The organism is Pseudomonas sp. LB-090624 (assembly GCF_003205205.1).
Lineage (GTDB): Bacteria > Pseudomonadota > Gammaproteobacteria > Pseudomonadales > Pseudomonadaceae > Aquipseudomonas.
Genome location: NZ_QJRL01000022.1, coordinates 21711 through 37812, shown reverse-complemented (window position 1 = coordinate 37812; position 16102 = coordinate 21711). Strand labels below are relative to the sequence as shown.

The window sequence follows — 16102 nt, the reverse complement described above, 5'->3', positions numbered from 1 at the left end:
CCTGTGGAAGCGGGCAGGCCGCTTCCATAGAGTCTGTGTCGCTTCACGGACTGTTTTACAACTCGATGCTCATGCCGTCGAAGGCCACTTCCACGCCCCGGCGCAACACTTCGGCGCGTTCGGGCGAGTCTTCATCGAGAATCGGGTTGGTGTTGTTGATGTGGATAAGCACTTTGCGCTGGCGCGGGAAGGCATCGAGCACCTCCAGCATGCCGCCGGGACCGTTCTGCGCCAGGTGGCCCATCTCGCGGCCAGTGCGCGTGCCGACACCACGGCGTTGCATTTCATCGTCCTCCCACAGGGTGCCGTCGACCAGCAGGCAGTCGGCGCCGTGCATCATCGCCAACAGCTTTTCGTCGACCTGGCCCAGGCCCGGGGCGTAGAACAGCTTGCCGCCGGTGCGGGTGTCCTCCACCAGCAAACCGAGGTTGTCGCCCGGGTGGGGGTCGAAGCGATGCGGCGAGTAGGGTGGTGCGGCGCTGCGCAGCGGGAACGGGGTGAAGCGCAGGTTAGGGCATGCGTCGATCACGAAGCTGCCTTGCAGTTCGATGCGGTTCCACTGCAGGCCGCCGTTCCAGTGGCTGAGCATGTTGAACAGCGGGAAGCCGGTGGTGAGGTCCTGGTGGACCATGTCGGTGCACCACACCTGATGCGGGCAGCCTTCACGCAGGCTCAGCAGGCCGGTGGTGTGGTCGATCTGGCTGTCCAGCAGGACGATGGCGTTAATACCGGTGTCGCGCAGGGCCCGGGCCGGCTGCATGGGCGCAAAGGCCTGCAGCTGGGCGCGGATGTCGGGCGAGGCATTGCAGAGCACCCAGTGGACGCCGTCGTCAGACAGGGCGATGGACGACTGGGTGCGCGCCGTCGCACGCAGGGTACCGTCACGGTAGCCCTTGCAGTTGGCGCAGTTACAGTTCCACTGCGGGAACCCGCCACCGGCGGCGGAGCCGAGAACCTGAATGTACATGGCCACTCTCTTTGCTGTGCGAAATCCGTATCTGAAAAACGAAAACGCCCCGGCGGGCCGAGGCGTGGAACCGTAAGCCGGGCTTAGCGGTTAGCGAAGTACATGGTGACTTCGAAGCCGATACGCAGATCAGTGTATGCAGGTTTGGTCCACATGGGATTACTCCTTCCGGATGGGTTTGAGGTTGCTCAGCTACTACTTGGGTACCGCCAGACGCAGGAGGTTCCCGGAGCTGGGATTGCGCTATCTTACAAGAAAAATTTGTACCGAAAGGTTAATTATTCGAAAAGTGCCATTGCAGTTGGCGTAACAATTAATGCCTTGCGACCTGCCAGGAAGTATCTGGCGCGGCAGCGTTGGCCAGGCACAGCCAGCTGGCACCCGCATCGAGCAGGTTGCCTAGCAATTGGTCCAGATCCGACTGCCGCGTGTTCAGGATAGCCGTGCGTAGAGTATCCAACCTGCCGGGTTGTGTAGCCAGGTGTGTCTGCCATGCCCATTCGGCGACGTCTGCGTTGGCCATGGCGGCCTCGTCGAATTGTTCGGCCAACGCCTGGCGAGCTGCCGGGTCAAGGGTTACGCCTTGGCCCAGCAAGGTGCGCAGGTGGTCGAGGACCTGTGCCTGGCTGGTGTGTGGGGATTGCACCCCGAACAGCAGGCCGCCGACGCCTTCGACCTGACGAAAGGCGCTGAAAACCGCATAGCCAAGTTGCAGCTCGACCCGCAGGCGTTGGTAGATCGGCCCTTGTAGCAACTGGGCGAGCAAGCGGCCCGGCGCTTCTTGGGCCGCCGCCAGGGGGCAGAACAGCAGCAAGGCGTGTTCACTGCCTGACACAGCGGCGTGCTGCCAGCGATGGTTGGCCCAGCTGGGCACAGATCCAGGTTGCCCGCCTTGCCCCGGGCAGTGCTGCAAAACGTTCCCCAAGGTATTTAATGCGCCATTGTCGAAGCCTGCGGCCAAGCCCTGCCAGTGCGACTGCTGCCACAGGTGGTCGAGTTGATCTTGTTGCAGCGTGCAGGCAGGTGCTGCGGCGGGCAGGGTGCCCAGTACTGCATCCGGCAGCTGTTTGAGCAAGGCCCGAATCGGGATCAGGGCCGGCGGCTGCGGTGTGCAGGGCTGCCAGCAGCTAGCTGGCGGCTTGACCACCAATGCCAAGGCTTGCTCCACGGCGTGCAACACTGCTGCCGGCTGCCCGGTGCAGCGTAACTGCCAGTATTCCCCGGCAGTCGTGAACTGCAGCTGCACCGAGGCCCTTGCACAGCGTTCTTGCAGAGGGGCCAGAGCCTGTTCAAGTACGCCGTGCAGGTGATGGCGCAGAGGCGAAGGTACGTGCCAGCGCAGATAGAGTGCCGCGTATTGGCGGGCGGCAGGGAGCTGGTCACAGATTTTCAGTGCTGCAGGCACAGGCTGCGTGCTGGCGTGGGGCAAATCAGCCATCAGCAATGGTTCGACCGGGGGCAATTGCCACTGGCCTTGATCACTGCGTGGCAAACCATCAAGCAAGGCACGCAGCGCCTGCAAGCCCTGTGCATCCAGTTTGGCGAACGGCTGGCCGGAGCTGTCCCGGCAGGCGAGTTCAAGCGCACTGGCGGCGTGCTCGCGGCTGCGCAGCAGCAGGCCGAATTCCTGGTTCAACTGCTCAAGATCAGCCTGGCGGATGAACCCGAACCAACCGTGCAGCAGGGTGTAGGCGTCGTCCAGGCAGGCGCCGGTGCTGAGCTTCAGGTCGAGCTGCCACAACAGTTGCCCGGCATGGGCATACAGTTTTTCGGCCTTGAAGCCCTGCACCCAGCCACGTTCGCGAAGTGCACCCAGCCAAGTGCCGGGGCGGCTGTCGTCAAGGCAGGCTATCAGCAGTTCCAGCGCTCGCTCGGCCCCGCTGGGAAGGTGCTCGTGCGAGAAGACCAGCGGGGTAGGCGTCGCTGGCAGTGGCGGCGGCGGTATTTGCGGCACTCGCTCACCTGCGGCAAACAGCTCGGCATGTTGTCGGCCAAGTTGCTCAAGGTCATCCAGCGACTGCGGCCCGCACAGGCTCAAGGTGATCTGGCCGCCTTGGTAGAAGCGCTGGTGAAAGCCCACAAGCGCTTGCTGGAAGGCCGGATCCTGCAGGGCCAGCGTGTATCGATTGCCTGCCTGAAAACCACCCAGCGGATGCCCCGGTGACACTGACTGCAGTAAGGCGAACTGCTGCTGGGCCTGGGGGTTGCGCGACCAGGCGATGAACTCGGCGTGGATCACTTCCCGCTCGCGGCGTTGGCGTTCAATGCCCAGGTCCGGTGCGGCCAACATCTGGCACAGGCGCTCAAGGCCTCCATTCAGGGCATTGGGTGGCACTTCGAAGAAAAAGTCGGTGGCACGTTCGCGGGTGCTGGCGTTGACCTGGCCGCCCAGGGCCTGCACATAGCGCATCAAGCCATCTTCCAGCGGGAAGCGGTTGGTGCCCAGGAAGAACAGGTGTTCAAGGAAGTGCGCCAGGCCGGGCCATTTCTTCAGGGCATCGTGGCTGCCCGCGTGCACCCGCAGTGCGGCGGCCGAACGCTTCAGGCGCGGGGCGTGGCGCAGGGTCAGTTGCAGGCCGTTGGCGAGGGTTAGGTGGCGGGTGGTTTCAGGCATGGGAACTCCGTGCAGGTGTTCATGCTAACCCATTTGTGTGAGCAGGCCCGGCCTCTTCGCGGGCGGGCCCGCTCCCACACGTTCAGTGTGATGTGCAGATCGACACCAATCCTGTGGGAGTGGCCATCCCCGCGGGTGGGCCGTCAGCCTCTACGCTGGTGCAGCGCCTGGCGCAGGTCTGTCAGGTAAGGAAATGCCTCCCGCCCCTGCACCACCCGCTCGTGCTCCAGTTCCGCCAGCAACAGACACTCATCCCGCCCGGCCATCGCCAGCAGGCTGCCATCCGGGCCGATGATGCTGCTCTGCCCGCAATAATGGATCGAGTCTTCCGCGCCGCAATAGTTGGCATACACCAGGTAGCACTGGTTTTCCTGCGCCCGTGCCCTCACGGTGACCTGGCATATGAAGTCGTATGGGGTCATGTTCGCCGTCGGCACCAGGATCAGTTCGGCACCGTCCAGCGCCAGGCGTCGGGCGTTCTCCGGGAACTCGATGTCGTAACAGATCAGCAGCCCGACTTTCCAGCCCTCCAGTTCCACCACCGGGAAGTGATCGGAGCCGGCGCTGAACATCGAGCGGTCCAGCTCCCCGAACAGGTGAGTCTTGCGGTAGTTGCTCAGGCTGCGGCCGTGTGCATCGATCAACTGCACACTGTTGTAGATCGCCCCATCATCGCCACGCTCGGGGTAGCCATAGACGATAGCGATACGGTGCGCCTGGGCAATCTCCACCACGTCCATCGCCGCTGGGCCATCGCTGGCTTCGGCCAACCGCTCGACCTGGGCCAGGCCGATGTTGTAGCCGGTCAGGAACATTTCCGGGCACACCAGCAGCTGCGCGCCGCGCTCGGCTGCCAGCTGCGCCTGGTCGCGCAGCCGTTGCAGGTTGCCGGGCACGTCCAGTGGCTTGGGTTCACCCTGGAACAGAGCAATGAGCATGGCGCCTCCTTGTGTCAGTCTGCCAGGGCGATCGGGCCGATTTCATCGAATACGTCGCCCGGGCCTGGGTTGTCCGGGGGGGTACTGCCACCGAAGTGGTTCATGATACCCCACACCGCATTCAGCGATGTCTGCACTGCGCCTTCCACCCAGGCCGGGGTCCACGACACGTCGTCACCGGCGATGAACATGCCGCGCTGCTCGGCTGGCATGTCCTGCTGCATGAAATGCGCGTACATGCGCTGGTTATAGCGGTAGTGGCCCGGCAGTGCGCCCTTGAAGGCGCCCAGGAAATGTGGGTCGGCCTCCCAGGAAATGGTAATCGGGTCGCCGATGATATGCCCGGCAATGTCGGTCTTCGGGTAGATTTTCTTCAGCGCATCCAGGGCCAGTTGCACGCGCTTTTCCACCGGGTGCGGCAGCATCTTCAACGCATCGCTCATCCACGCGTAGGACAGGCAGATCACCCCCGGTTTGTCGTCCCCATTGTCGAACAGGTAGGTGCCGCGGGTGAGCCGGTCGGTAAGGGTCATGCTCATCAGGTCGCGCCCGGTTTGCGGGTCCTTGTCCTTCCAGAACGGCCGGTCGACCATGACGAAGGTCTTCGACGACTGCATGTAGCGGGTGCGGTCCAGGGCCATCCACATCTTCTGCGAGAACAGCGATTCCTCGCAGTCGATCTGGGTGGTCAGCAGCCAGGTCTGGCAGGTGGCGAGCACGGCGCTGTAGTGGCGGGTATCCCCCCAGTTGTCGGTGACGGCCAGGCGGCCATCAGCGGCGCGTGCGATGCGCTTCACCCCGGTACGTGGCGCGCCACCATGCAGCGCGCTCAGGCTGGTGCCCTCTGGCCAATGTACGCAGCGCTCCGGCACATGGCGCCAGATACCTTGTGGCACTTGCTCCACCCCGCCGACCACCAGGTGCTGGTGATCGTCGCAGTTGGTCATCACCACGCGGAAAATTTCCAGCATCGAGTTGGGGAAGTCCGAGTCCCAGCCGCCGGTGCCGAAGCCGACCTGTCCGAACACTTCGCGGTGCTGGAAGCTCAGCTTGGCGAACGAACGCGAGGTGGCGACGAAGTCATAGAAAGTGCGGTCGTCCCACAGCGGTACCAGCTTGTTCCACAGCGCTTTCAGGCGTGGTACGTCACGGTCGCGGATGGCTTGCTGGATATCGGCGAACTGGGCACCGCTTTCCAGCGCGTCGGCCCAGGCATCAGCGACTTCGTGGAACAGTTGCGGAAGGTCTGTGGCTTTTTCGGCGTAGTAGGTCTGGCCTTCCAGGTCGATCACGGTGCTGCCCGACGCCGGGGTCAGCGGGTTGGGGAAAGGCTTGGTCTCCAGGCCCAGCTTGTCTACGTAGTGATAGAAGGCGGTGGACGACACCGGGAAACGCATGCCACCGAGTTCGGCGATGATCCCGTCGGTGCCGTTGAAGGCTTGCGAGCGCAGCCGGCCGCCCAGCTTGGAGGCCTCGTACACCACCGGCTTCAAGCCCATTTTCATCAGCTCGTAGGCCGCCACCAGGCCAGCGATACCGGCACCCACGATGGCCACTTCCTCACCATGGCGCTCAGCCGGAATGCTGCCCAGGCCTGCCGGATGCTCCAGCCAGTCGTCGAAGGCGAAGGGGAAGTCCGGGCCGAAGATGGTGATCGGCTTCTTGCCGTCGGCGGGGTGGCGGTTTTTCTTGTTCATTAAGTGACCTTGCCAGAGAGGCTGGGCGGGTAGCGGAGCCTGAGTATAGGAGATGCCTGGGGGTCATTTTAGGGAGTGGGCTGTTCGTTATTAAGGTGCAGAGTGTTGTCTTAATGTCGTTTGTTTCGTCGAATTGATGATAGTGATGTTGTTTATGACGAAGTGATTGTCTTTAGCTTTGGGGTGGGTGTGAAATCGAGCGCCGCCCGCGCGGCGCATCGCGAGCTGCGCTCGCTCCTACGTTTTTTTCGGGCCAGTTACGCCTGTGACAGGCGCGCGCGACCGCCTTGTTTGTACGACGCGATACCGTGCCATGCGCCAAGGCGTTCGCGCGCAAATCCCACAGGCATAATTGGCCCGAAAAAAACGTAGGAGCGAGCGCAGCTCGCGATGCGCCGCGCGGGCGGCGCTCGCTCTCTCAGGCGCTGCAAATGTCTGGCCCTTACCAACCTGTCAAACTGCAACCCGCCACACAAAGTCCTTCGGCAATTCTGGAGGGACTGCGCGACGGGCAGGAGGCCTGATAGATCAGAGCGGTTGCCCGCGATCCACCTTGCTGCTGAGAATGATCGACGTGGTGGTCTTTTCCACGCCGTCGACGCTGCCGATCTGGTCGAGCAATTGGTCCAGTTGTTCAGGCGAGTCTGTACGCAACCAGGCCACATAGTCGAACTCGCCGCTTACCGCACACAGCTGTTGCACTTGCCCCATGGCACTCAGGCGCCGCACCACCTCCTTCCCGGAGCGCGGCTGCACCTTGATCCCGACATACGCCTGCAGCCCGCCGCCTGTGACGCTTTGGCCCAGGCGTACCCCATAGCCGGAAATAACCTTGTTCTTCTCCAGCCGCTCCAGTCGCGAGTTGACGGTAGTGCGGGCGATACCCAGCTGGCGGGCGAGGGTGGCAACGCTTTCGCGGGCGTTGATCTGCAATAGGGCAATCAGCTGGCGGTCGATTTCATCCAGCGTGATGGAGCGGAAGTCCGACATGGCAAGTCTCTACGGTTGGCCTGATAGCCTAGCCAGCCAGTGCCAGTCAGGGCAAGGCTAGTTCCCCACCCCCTGCTAACGCGGTCCCACAATGGGAGCGCATACACTCCGGGGGCTGCGTCTTCGGCAGTAATTCGGCATGATGAAGTGCTAGTCCAACTGGAACCTGAGCGTGAACCTCGACCACCTGCTCGAATGCTGGCGACTGGAAGTCTCCAACAAGAAAAGGCCCGGACGCCGCATCAGCCTGCTGTTCAACGTGCTGCGCCGCGCACGCAAGGACAACAAACTACGTTTTCTCTTCGCCTACCGCCTGGCCCAATATCTGGACGCTCGCGGTGGCCTTGCCCGGCGCCACGCTAGGCGCATGCAGCAGCGCCTCAACCTGAAATACGCCGTGGATATCGACATCTGCGCCCAGATCGCCCCCGGCCTGCGCATCGCGCACCTGCCGGGTGTGGTGATTACCCGGCACGTGAGCATCGGGCGCAATTTCTTCATCCGCCAGAACTGTTCGATCGGCATCAAGACCCTGGGGCTGGATGAGTACACCCTGCGCATTGGTGACAACGTCAGCATGGGTGCCGGCAGTTGCATCGTTGCCGACCGTATCGACATTGGCGATGACGTGGTGATTGGCGCGATGTCGTTGGTTACCCGAGATATTCCGGCAGGTATGACTTTCTATAACCAGCGGCAGGTCAAGATGCGGTTGCGAGAGGGGTAGGGGATCGTTGCCTGGCAGCGATGGGCAAGGAACAGTCCCTACCTTACTGCGCACGATGGAGATGCGAGCGTAGCCATCTGATTGCCAGACAATAAAAAGCCGCGCATTCGCGCGGCTTTCTGGTATCTGGTGGGCCCACACGGACTCGAACCGTGGACCAAAGGATTATGAGTTGCCAAGAAACACTGCAAGCCCGGTGAAATCGACCATAGCATAGCGCATGTACCGTAAGCTGAAAGCACCATCGTTGCTGGTGTTTAGCGTAATTTAACAGAGAAAGTCCGAACTGGGCACTGTACCGCTGGTGTACTGGGCTGTGACGCCCCAAAAGAGCAAGGCCATGCTTTCAGGAAAAGATTGATTCGAGTCTTCTGTGTAGCCGCTCCAGGTCTTTGGTCTCGCATTCCCAGACCACCTCTGTGCTCCAACCTAGAGACCGCAAGGCTTTTTGAACCTCTAGATCCCGCTCCGCATTTCTGGAGAGCTTTGACAGCCAAAATTCAGATCTAGATTTTGGTGTGTAGGCATATCTGCAATTGGGGTGACGATGCCAAAAGCAGCCATGTACAAAAAGGCACAGATGGAACTTCGGAAATACCAAGTCAGGCGAACCGGGGAGATCTCTGCGATGTAATCTGAAACGTAAACCCATCGCATGGCAAGTCGAACGCACGATGATCTCCGGCTTCGTATCTTTGCCACGGATTCGCCTCATGATGCTGGAGCGTTGAGCTGGTGAGACGATGTCCGCGCACATTTTAGGCCTGCTCGATGGGGAAGCTAGTCTTGAGCCACTTGGTCAGCTCGGTTGCACTCTGCAATCCAGCCTCCTTGAGTAACTCAACAATATCCCTTCCCGAAAGAATCATTACGGGATGTCCATCTTCTACGATCTCCTTGTAGGCTTGAGAGTTCACCCACGAAGTGGTGATCAGAACCCCGAACTGCCGATGCCGGAGCCGTGATATCAATCGTGAAACCTTGCTGACACCTACCGAAATTTCAGGCTGGTAGCACTTTGCTTCAATCGCATAGTCAACCAGAACCGATGACTCTGGCCGTCCAATGCGTAATTTGCCAATACCATCGCGTCCTCCGTCCCGATAGCGTCTGGTCAGATCGAGCTCGACCGTATCTGGCAGGCATTGCCTGACCAAGTGAGCTGCGCAGACCTCGAAGGCATATGGGTCTGCTTGGAAGTAGCTATGCAGAGTCTGTAGCATCCGAAATTCTGAAGCTGAGGAGGGTAACTGCTCTGCTTTCGACCGTATTGGCTGGGTGCGCTTACTAATCAGTGGCTTGAAACGTCCACTCTTGATCCAGTCTATCCACTCCTTCGGGGCGTGTTTGCTGTCGATCCCACGGATTGAATGATTGATAATGTCGCTGAGCCATGCACGGGGAATTTTGGAGATGTCCAGGATAGTGAAGGTCGCTCGATAGTTCTGAAAGCGCTGCCCCTCACTGGTGTGCCAGACGCTGATCAGGTCATCGTTATGGGTACTCCCGATGGTTCCTGGAACGACCAAGCCGCGGAAGATTTTGTCTCGATAATTTCCGGCTTTGGTGAACACCAAAATGGGAGGTATACGCTCTCGCTGGCCGGAATGCAGACTTTCAAAGATCAGCTCGAGTAGGTTGTTTCCGTAGCGCTTGGTCTGGTCCAGTTTGCGGCCAGGCTCTTTGTTGTCACCGTAATAGGTGAAGGTACCCGTTGAGAGATCTAACTCATCAGGCCAGTCAGGATCCTGCAGACTGGACACCAATGTGATGAGCAACGGATCGTCTCGCTTCCCTCTGATGCGGAAACCGCCTTCATTGCTGACCTTCAGTAAATGCGTCAGTGGTTCGTCGCCTGCGTTGCCTTTCCGACTGCCGGCGTAGCAGGCGTCAATCAGTAGGTCGGCACCCTCCAGCTCGCTCAAAGAAAAAACCTGGTTGCTGCTCATTTTTTAGACTGCCCCTTAGCCGTAAGGACTTGAATGGTGCCGGTAACCTGGTAACCTGGCTACAACGATAAAATGGAACGTTTTCCAATGGATCAGATACGCGCATTTGATATGTTCTGCGGTGCTGGCGGTGCCAGCCTAGGTGCCCGTGAAGGCGGCGCCACAATCGTCGGGGGGGTTGATCTTTGGGGGCCGGCAGTCGAATCGTTTCGTCTCAATTTCCCCGAAGCCCACGTCTTCGAGCAGGATCTTCGCAAGCTCACTCCAAAGCAGGTTCTGGCCAAGACAGGGCCTATAGATCTGCTGATCTCCTCCCCTGAGTGCACCCACCACACCTGCGCCCGTGGTAACAAGCCACGTTCGGATGAGAGTCGTGATACTGCTTTCCAGGTCATCCGATATGCGAAGGTAATGAAGCCTCGCTGGATCACCCTGGAAAACGTTGTGCATATGAAACCTTGGTCGCGCTATGGTGAGCTGAAGAAAGCACTGGAGAAGCTCAAGTACAACGTGCATGAGCAGATCATTGATGCCTCCCACTACGGCGTTGCCCAACGCAGAAGGCGGCTGTTCATGATTGCTGAACTGCGAGGTCAACCTGAGGCGATAGAACCCCTGAATCCGTTTTATCGTAACGTCTGGGACATTTTGGCGCCGGAAGGCACATATAAGATGACTCCGCTCAGAACCCCGCGGCGCGCTAAAGACACGCTTGCACGAGCTGATAGGGCTATAGCCGAGCTGGGAGAGAACAAAGCGTTCCTTATTGTCTACTACGGCTCTGACGGTGGTGGTGGTTGGCAGCGTATGGATGAGCCATTGCGCACAATTACGACTATCGACCGTTTCGCTTATGTAGTCCCAACGTCCAATGGCCATATGATGCGGATGCTGCAGCCGGATGAGCTGCGCAAGGCCATGGGTTTTCCTGAGCACTATAGATTCCCAGACGTAACAAGACGCGAGAAAGTAAAACTGATGGGGAATGCTGTTTGCTCGCCGGTTATGGAGGCGATAGTACAGTCTTTGATTAAACAAAAAATTTGTCTAAATGCAGCATGAAAAAAGCCCCTTTGATAGGGGCTTCTTTTATCTGAGTTCAACAATTCCAGGTCGCGTTGTTTGGCGAATTAACCAGCTTGTTATATCACCCAGTATCTGTTCTCTAAGCCGTCCTTTATAGCACTCTGCAAATATTTCATTGGCTTTCTTTGTATCTATCGAAAATGTCAGTCGGGCGTTGAATGTGAAAAAGTATTTGCCTCCGTCGGAATTCATCATCTCGGGTAGGCATACAAGGTAATCGCCGAGTAGTTTATTGGTTCTCTGGCCGGTTTCCTTGTCTATGAGTTTGCAGTAATCTATGTATTGTTCAGGAACTAAAACCCCGACCAAATACTTGTTCCATGTTGACTTGATTTGTGCGTGATCGCAGGGCGGGGTGATATCTAGGGCAACGACAGTGCAGTTGCTGCTAACTTCATTTTTCTTTGGCTTTTTTTCTTCTCGGCCAAACATGAAGAAATTTGCTCTAATAAAGCTGTTTAGCTCGTCGGTTGTGCCTATGTCACTAGGCAGTAGATTAAAGTGTTGTGATATATCTACGATACTGCCAGGAGGCAATGCTGGAGAGGGTGTGGAGAGCTCTAAATGGATGATTCTATTTGTTTTTGCTTTCCAGTTTTCCAGTCTTACTATTTTTTCTGCATCAAGCTCTTCAAAATTTTCAATTCCGCTGTTGGTGTCCTTTATTTTGTCTCTCAGCACTGAGGATAAAATATCTTTTAAGCCCTTCGAGAAATTTTCAGGGTGGACATTCTTCCCAATTTCAGCGAGGGCCATCTCGCGTAAAATACTTCCCAGGTCTGAATCAAAGTTGGCGCCGGGTTTAATGAAGCTCGTGATCTCTGAAACTGTTTCTGAAACTGCTCGGAAGACTTCAAACTCCCAGTTTATTAGGGCCGTTGTCGCTGGATAAATGTTTGTTTTTTGACTGATATGCTGGGAAAGCTCCTGGAGGAGCTCAGGTTTTATATCGGCAACCTTCTGTACGTCGCCATGTAAACCGGCTTTGCTATACTGTGGTTTGGTATCTAGTACTACATATGAAAATGGTTTTAGCCCGGCGGGAAGCTCTTCACGCAGATGGTTGAAAATCTCTTCGGCTTTAGTTGTGCCGAGATTGTTTTCCGCTCCGGCCCAGGTGGACCAAGTTACAAGAAGCCATGGGCCGTTGTGCTCAGATACTACTGCTTCGATTGTGGCTACGGCGGCATCATAATCTGTCTTGCTTGGCTCGCCTGGAGATGTGAGAGCCAAGTCTTGAAAAATAATCCTAACTCCATTGATTTTAGGCTTATCTTGATGTTGATGCTCGATCAGCTTCTTTTCATCATATTGAAAAAAATAACACGGAACTAAGCTGTCGATTAGTCTAGTGCATATAAGCATGCCGTCATCGTATTTGTCGTCGATGACTAGCGCGTGACCGGTATTGAGCACTTTAAGCTTCCTTGTTGAATACTAGGCCGACACAGGCTCCAGTTATTACTTTTGGCCTGTCGACTGCATCTGTGTTTGGGAACGAAAGCCGCCCTGCGTGAGACTTCATCACCATGTCTGCGTAATAGAGGCCGATCCCCATTCCTGCCGGTTTTCGGGTATGAAATGGCTGTACTAAATCTATAGGTTCATCAATGAAGCCGGGTCCATTATCAGCAATGATTATCGATGGAGCCTCAAGCTCAGCAGATGGAGAAATCCATATGCAGCGTTCGGTCTCTACTTCGTCGAGCCAATATATGGCATTATCTATTATGTTCACCAGGGCCGAGGTGAGCATTCTTCTCATGCCTTTAATTTTGAAGTCTAGCTGAGGAGAATTTTTGAAGCCATCTAAGAAAGTAATCTTATGTCGTTTAAATCTTCTCTGTTGTGTCAGTAGGGCATATTGTACGAGGCTCGATGCGCTCATTTCCTCCATTCGTTTATTGCTGACCATGTACATGGCCCCCTGCAGAATAGAGACTAGCTCGTTAGACATTTGCTTCAGTTGATCTAATGGTGCTCCGTCTGCGATACTCGAGTTAAGCCCTTTTACGCCACGCTCCAGCTCGTGGAATACAGTGACCAACCCAAGTCCAGCTCCAGCGGCTGAAAGCATTACGTCTCTTGTTTCTCTATAGCTTTTGCCAACACCCCTTACCAACTGTCCTATCTGTTGGTCTAGTTCTTTGTTCTTTAATACCGTTTGCTCTAGCTCATTCAGTATTTCTTCAATGCTCTCTTTTTTCTTCCCGTGCGGCGTTCCGGGAGATGTGTTGAGAGCATCCTTCAGTTTTCGTTTGTCTTTATTTCTTTCTGCTTCAAATTGAGAAACGATACAGATCATCGCGTATACAAGTTCGTTGTAGGCATTATTCTCAACGAAGCCTTCACGATTTGTCTTTTCCTGTAGTCCCGGACTTCCGTCTAGCTCAAGATGTAGCTCGCCAATTATCTGTTTGCTACCAAATTTTCTTGTGGGACCTTGAATCCTCCGATGGTCGAGTCCAAGCCAGTCGTCACCCGGCTCGCCGTAGTTGTATACCCGGAGTCCATCTCTATAAACTTTTATTCCGCCTTGTTGTTTTACGTAATCTTCTAGTCCTCCGGCTTCATCTTTAATGTAGCGAAGGATTTCTTTGTCGAAGTCGAACCCAATAATTCGGCCTTTGAGGGTGCCTATTTCCAAACCTGGATTATCTGGTGGGGACGTTCTATAAAGATCTGGTTTGTATGGCCTCTTCTTTCGTTCCTTCCAGTTTTCGCCGTCCTCAGGATGTCGGAAGCGGAAGAACTCGAAAGAGGCAAGGTCAATTGGAGTCTCCCTGCCAGTCACGATGTCTTTATAGTCGGCAACTATAGCGGAATAAGGAGTGTACTTGTAAGTATAGCTAAGGCCGCTGTTTGATAGTTCAAAGTCAAAACTAAACAGGCTCTGGCTTTCTGCAAGTACAGGGTCGAACAAGTCTGTTAACCAATCTTTCTCAGGTATGACCTTGAAGTTTACTTCGAATCCATCTTCTTTTTTTCTCTCGTTACCTTCTACTTCTAGGGGTGCAGGAGTCATAGCCTTTACTGATCTGTAAAGTCTTCTGATGTCGCCGCGCTTCCAGGTTTGTTTAAGGTTGGAGATTTTTATATATGTGCCGGTGCTGCGTTTCATGAAGACCTCTGGTGGTCTTTCATAAATATCTATCTTGGCTTGATCTAGATATTCGGATTTGGAGAAACTCTCCCAGTCTATATCGACAACTACTTCAGGTTGGCCTTGAGCTCGTGTTACCATCAATATCTTCGTGCCAAGCCTGTGAACAGCAAACCGTCCAACTCCTTTTTCTCCTACTTGTAATCGTCCTTTTTCAGTTCTTATGCCTTTAATTCTTTTTTCTAATTTGTGGCCGTGCGCCGGCTCCATCCAGACCTCTGTTACAGTCTGAAAACTCATTCCGTAGCCATCATCTTTTACTATTATTGTGCCGTTGTCTTTATCTATGTTCACAAGGTTTAGATTGACTTCGGAGGCATCTGCGTCATATGAGTTTTTAACTAGTTCGAAAAGTGCTAGGGTATGATTCTTAATAAGCTGCTCGCCAAGCAGCTCCATTATTCTTGCTTTAGGCCGGAACGATGTGGTCTTTTTTTGCATTTCTAATGGCGCTCAGCTTTAATTGATGGATTGGCATATTCAATTCAATTTGAATATATTTCGCCTGCTTGTTCGCTCTGTAATATAGTGGATCTTGTACCTGTCTCCACTGTACCTGCGCTCGCTGCTTGAGAGCCAATCACTCATATTCCTTTTGCGCACCCAGGTCCTCAAGGTTAGTGGAGCAGATTGTTGGCCTGTCCGTTGAGGTAGGACGTGACTCTGTCTAGGCGGCGACAGGCTCGCTTGTCCGACACAGCAGGAGGTGGGCCGGCGTACCTGTGGCTGACTTATCTGGCGTTTGACCCGTGGAGACCTGAGTCGGTCGATCACTCGCGTCTTCGAACTCAGCCAAACTAGGCTGTCGCGAAATGGGTACAGCCGGGGGCCGTTGTTCATTGCCTTCCTTGCCTAGATCGTCTGGATGGTGTTATCGGGTATGCCCGACCTGGTGTGTCGAGATCCCCATACTTTTCCGTCGCTGATGATGGCGAATTGATCGCGCTGACTCAAGAGGGGTAGGGCTTTTGTCCATGGCTTATGGACGACCTAACCTCTGCTGTGAACGCTAGATGAGCCGTGCTCTCTCGACTCTCGAATGTGTTGGAGCCTAATGGGGGCGGCCGTCTGCCATCGTACCGCTGATGGGTGAAGCCGGCTTGCCATGTGTCCGAAAATGCTTCTAAACATCTGGGCATGGCTAGTGAAGTGTTGATCGTGGACCAGTCAATATTTTTGCAGGTTTTAGCGTTGTGGAGGGACGCGATCAGGTTTTCAGAATGCCTCTTCCTTGGCAAATGTGAGCGACCGAAGAGGTTTCTCCAAATTTTTCGAATGCATTTCTTTCGCTCATTGGTGCGCTTCAACTGACCTTCCGTTGTCAGCGTTGCTGCAGCTACCGCTTCACAGAGCAAAACAGCATTGAGCGCCGTAGGCGCGAATACGCCAACGTGAAGTTAGCTAACCGACTTATCGGTTAGCTAACTTCACCTGTCTTGCCCTGAATATTCGTGTAGCTGAAATGAGCGTCAGTAGTGAACTCAGGCGTGCAACATGTATGCTACAGCGTTTAATTATTAGCTGATCGCTTAAACAAAGGAAATGATCGGGGTTTGAACTCTAGGGCAACGATTGTTCGGCTAAGCAACGGTGTTCAATAGCTATTGAACACCGCAGTTTTTAGGTAGTAATTTCCTGGCGTAACGACGAAAAGCTTGATAGCCAAAGTCGATAGATCCTTCATCATGCAAAGTCTTCCAGATCCCTAGTAAGGACCAACCACCTTCAATCGCTTGCAGAATTTCCTCGCGTAGCAAGATGAACTTGGCCAAATTGGTACTCGGGTCTGAAGGAGGGTAGGTCGCGATTACTCGTTCCGCGATCCGTATGGTAAGGGATTTCATCTCAACCTCATGGATGACTAAATCTCAGAGCTAGCGCTTGGTTTCTCATTTGTCAAAATTCGGACTGGTGATGTGCCAGAGCTAGACCTATTTGTCCTTAACTTCTTCAAGTACTCCTTTCCTACGG

The 16102-nt window shown here is 55.4% G+C and carries 13 protein-coding genes; 2 read left to right on the top strand and 11 right to left on the bottom strand.

The window, feature by feature from the left end:
- Positions 1 to 55: 55 nt before the first annotated feature.
- From pqqB to DMX11_RS18755, 6 genes are all read right to left on the bottom strand, one after another.
- Complete coding sequence (pqqB, locus tag DMX11_RS18780) at positions 56 to 967, bottom strand: pyrroloquinoline quinone biosynthesis protein PqqB (protein ID WP_110745871.1); 912 nt, start codon at positions 965 to 967, stop codon at positions 56 to 58.
- 83 nt (positions 968 to 1050) lie between these two features.
- Positions 1051 to 1122: a pyrroloquinoline quinone precursor peptide PqqA gene (pqqA, locus tag DMX11_RS18775; protein WP_003243383.1), complete on the bottom strand. Its 72-nt coding sequence runs from the start codon at positions 1120 to 1122 to the stop codon at positions 1051 to 1053.
- A 158-nt stretch (positions 1123 to 1280) separates the two neighbouring features.
- Positions 1281 to 3581: a pyrroloquinoline quinone biosynthesis protein PqqF gene (gene pqqF / locus DMX11_RS18770; protein WP_110745870.1), complete on the bottom strand. Its 2301-nt coding sequence runs from the start codon at positions 3579 to 3581 to the stop codon at positions 1281 to 1283.
- A gap of 143 nt (positions 3582 to 3724) precedes the next feature.
- On the bottom strand, positions 3725 to 4519 hold the full coding sequence (locus DMX11_RS18765) for a carbon-nitrogen hydrolase family protein (protein WP_110745869.1): 795 nt from the start codon (positions 4517 to 4519) through the stop codon (positions 3725 to 3727).
- A 14-nt stretch (positions 4520 to 4533) separates the two neighbouring features.
- Positions 4534 to 6216 (bottom strand): NAD(P)/FAD-dependent oxidoreductase, encoded by a 1683-nt coding sequence (locus DMX11_RS18760; RefSeq protein WP_110745868.1) that lies wholly within the window; start codon positions 6214 to 6216, stop codon positions 4534 to 4536.
- A gap of 528 nt (positions 6217 to 6744) precedes the next feature.
- The gene (locus DMX11_RS18755; protein WP_110745867.1) at positions 6745 to 7206 is read right to left on the bottom strand and encodes an Lrp/AsnC family transcriptional regulator; all 462 of its coding nucleotides are present in this window, start codon (positions 7204 to 7206) and stop codon (positions 6745 to 6747) included.
- A gap of 172 nt (positions 7207 to 7378) precedes the next feature.
- Here DMX11_RS18755 and DMX11_RS18750 point away from each other — a divergent pair, with 172 nt between their 5' ends.
- The gene (locus DMX11_RS18750) at positions 7379 to 7933 is read left to right on the top strand and encodes a serine acetyltransferase (RefSeq protein ID WP_110745866.1); all 555 of its coding nucleotides are present in this window, start codon (positions 7379 to 7381) and stop codon (positions 7931 to 7933) included.
- Positions 7934 to 8279: 346 nt separating this feature from the next.
- On the opposite strand, the gene DMX11_RS18745 is transcribed toward DMX11_RS18750, so the two are convergent.
- Both DMX11_RS18745 and DMX11_RS18740 read right to left on the bottom strand, forming a co-directional pair.
- A complete protein-coding gene (locus tag DMX11_RS18745; protein ID WP_019471268.1) occupies positions 8280 to 8690 on the bottom strand; it encodes a very short patch repair endonuclease in 411 nt (136 codons plus the stop codon).
- A gap of 1 nt (position 8691) precedes the next feature.
- Positions 8692 to 9882: a restriction endonuclease gene (locus DMX11_RS18740; protein ID WP_019471269.1), complete on the bottom strand. Its 1191-nt coding sequence runs from the start codon at positions 9880 to 9882 to the stop codon at positions 8692 to 8694.
- An 87-nt stretch (positions 9883 to 9969) separates the two neighbouring features.
- On the opposite strand from DMX11_RS18740, the gene DMX11_RS18735 reads away from it, so the two are divergent.
- Complete coding sequence (locus tag DMX11_RS18735) at positions 9970 to 10944, top strand: DNA cytosine methyltransferase (protein WP_110745865.1); 975 nt, start codon at positions 9970 to 9972, stop codon at positions 10942 to 10944.
- 27 nt (positions 10945 to 10971) lie between these two features.
- Here the strand turns inward: DMX11_RS18735 and DMX11_RS18730 are convergent, their stop codons facing one another.
- The 3 genes from DMX11_RS18730 to DMX11_RS26510 all read right to left on the bottom strand — a co-directional run bounded on the left by DMX11_RS18730 (position 10972) and on the right by DMX11_RS26510 (position 15975).
- A complete protein-coding gene (locus DMX11_RS18730; RefSeq protein ID WP_110745864.1) occupies positions 10972 to 12384 on the bottom strand; it encodes a hypothetical protein in 1413 nt (470 codons plus the stop codon).
- A gap of 1 nt (position 12385) precedes the next feature.
- Entirely contained in the window at positions 12386 to 14572 is a 2187-nt protein-coding gene (locus tag DMX11_RS18725; RefSeq protein ID WP_110745863.1) for a sensor histidine kinase, read from the bottom strand.
- Between the two features lie 1160 nt (positions 14573 to 15732).
- Positions 15733 to 15975, bottom strand: coding sequence for a TraK family protein (locus DMX11_RS26510; RefSeq protein ID WP_158286180.1), 243 nt, complete (start codon positions 15973 to 15975; stop codon positions 15733 to 15735).
- Between the last annotated feature and the right edge of the window lie 127 nt (positions 15976 to 16102).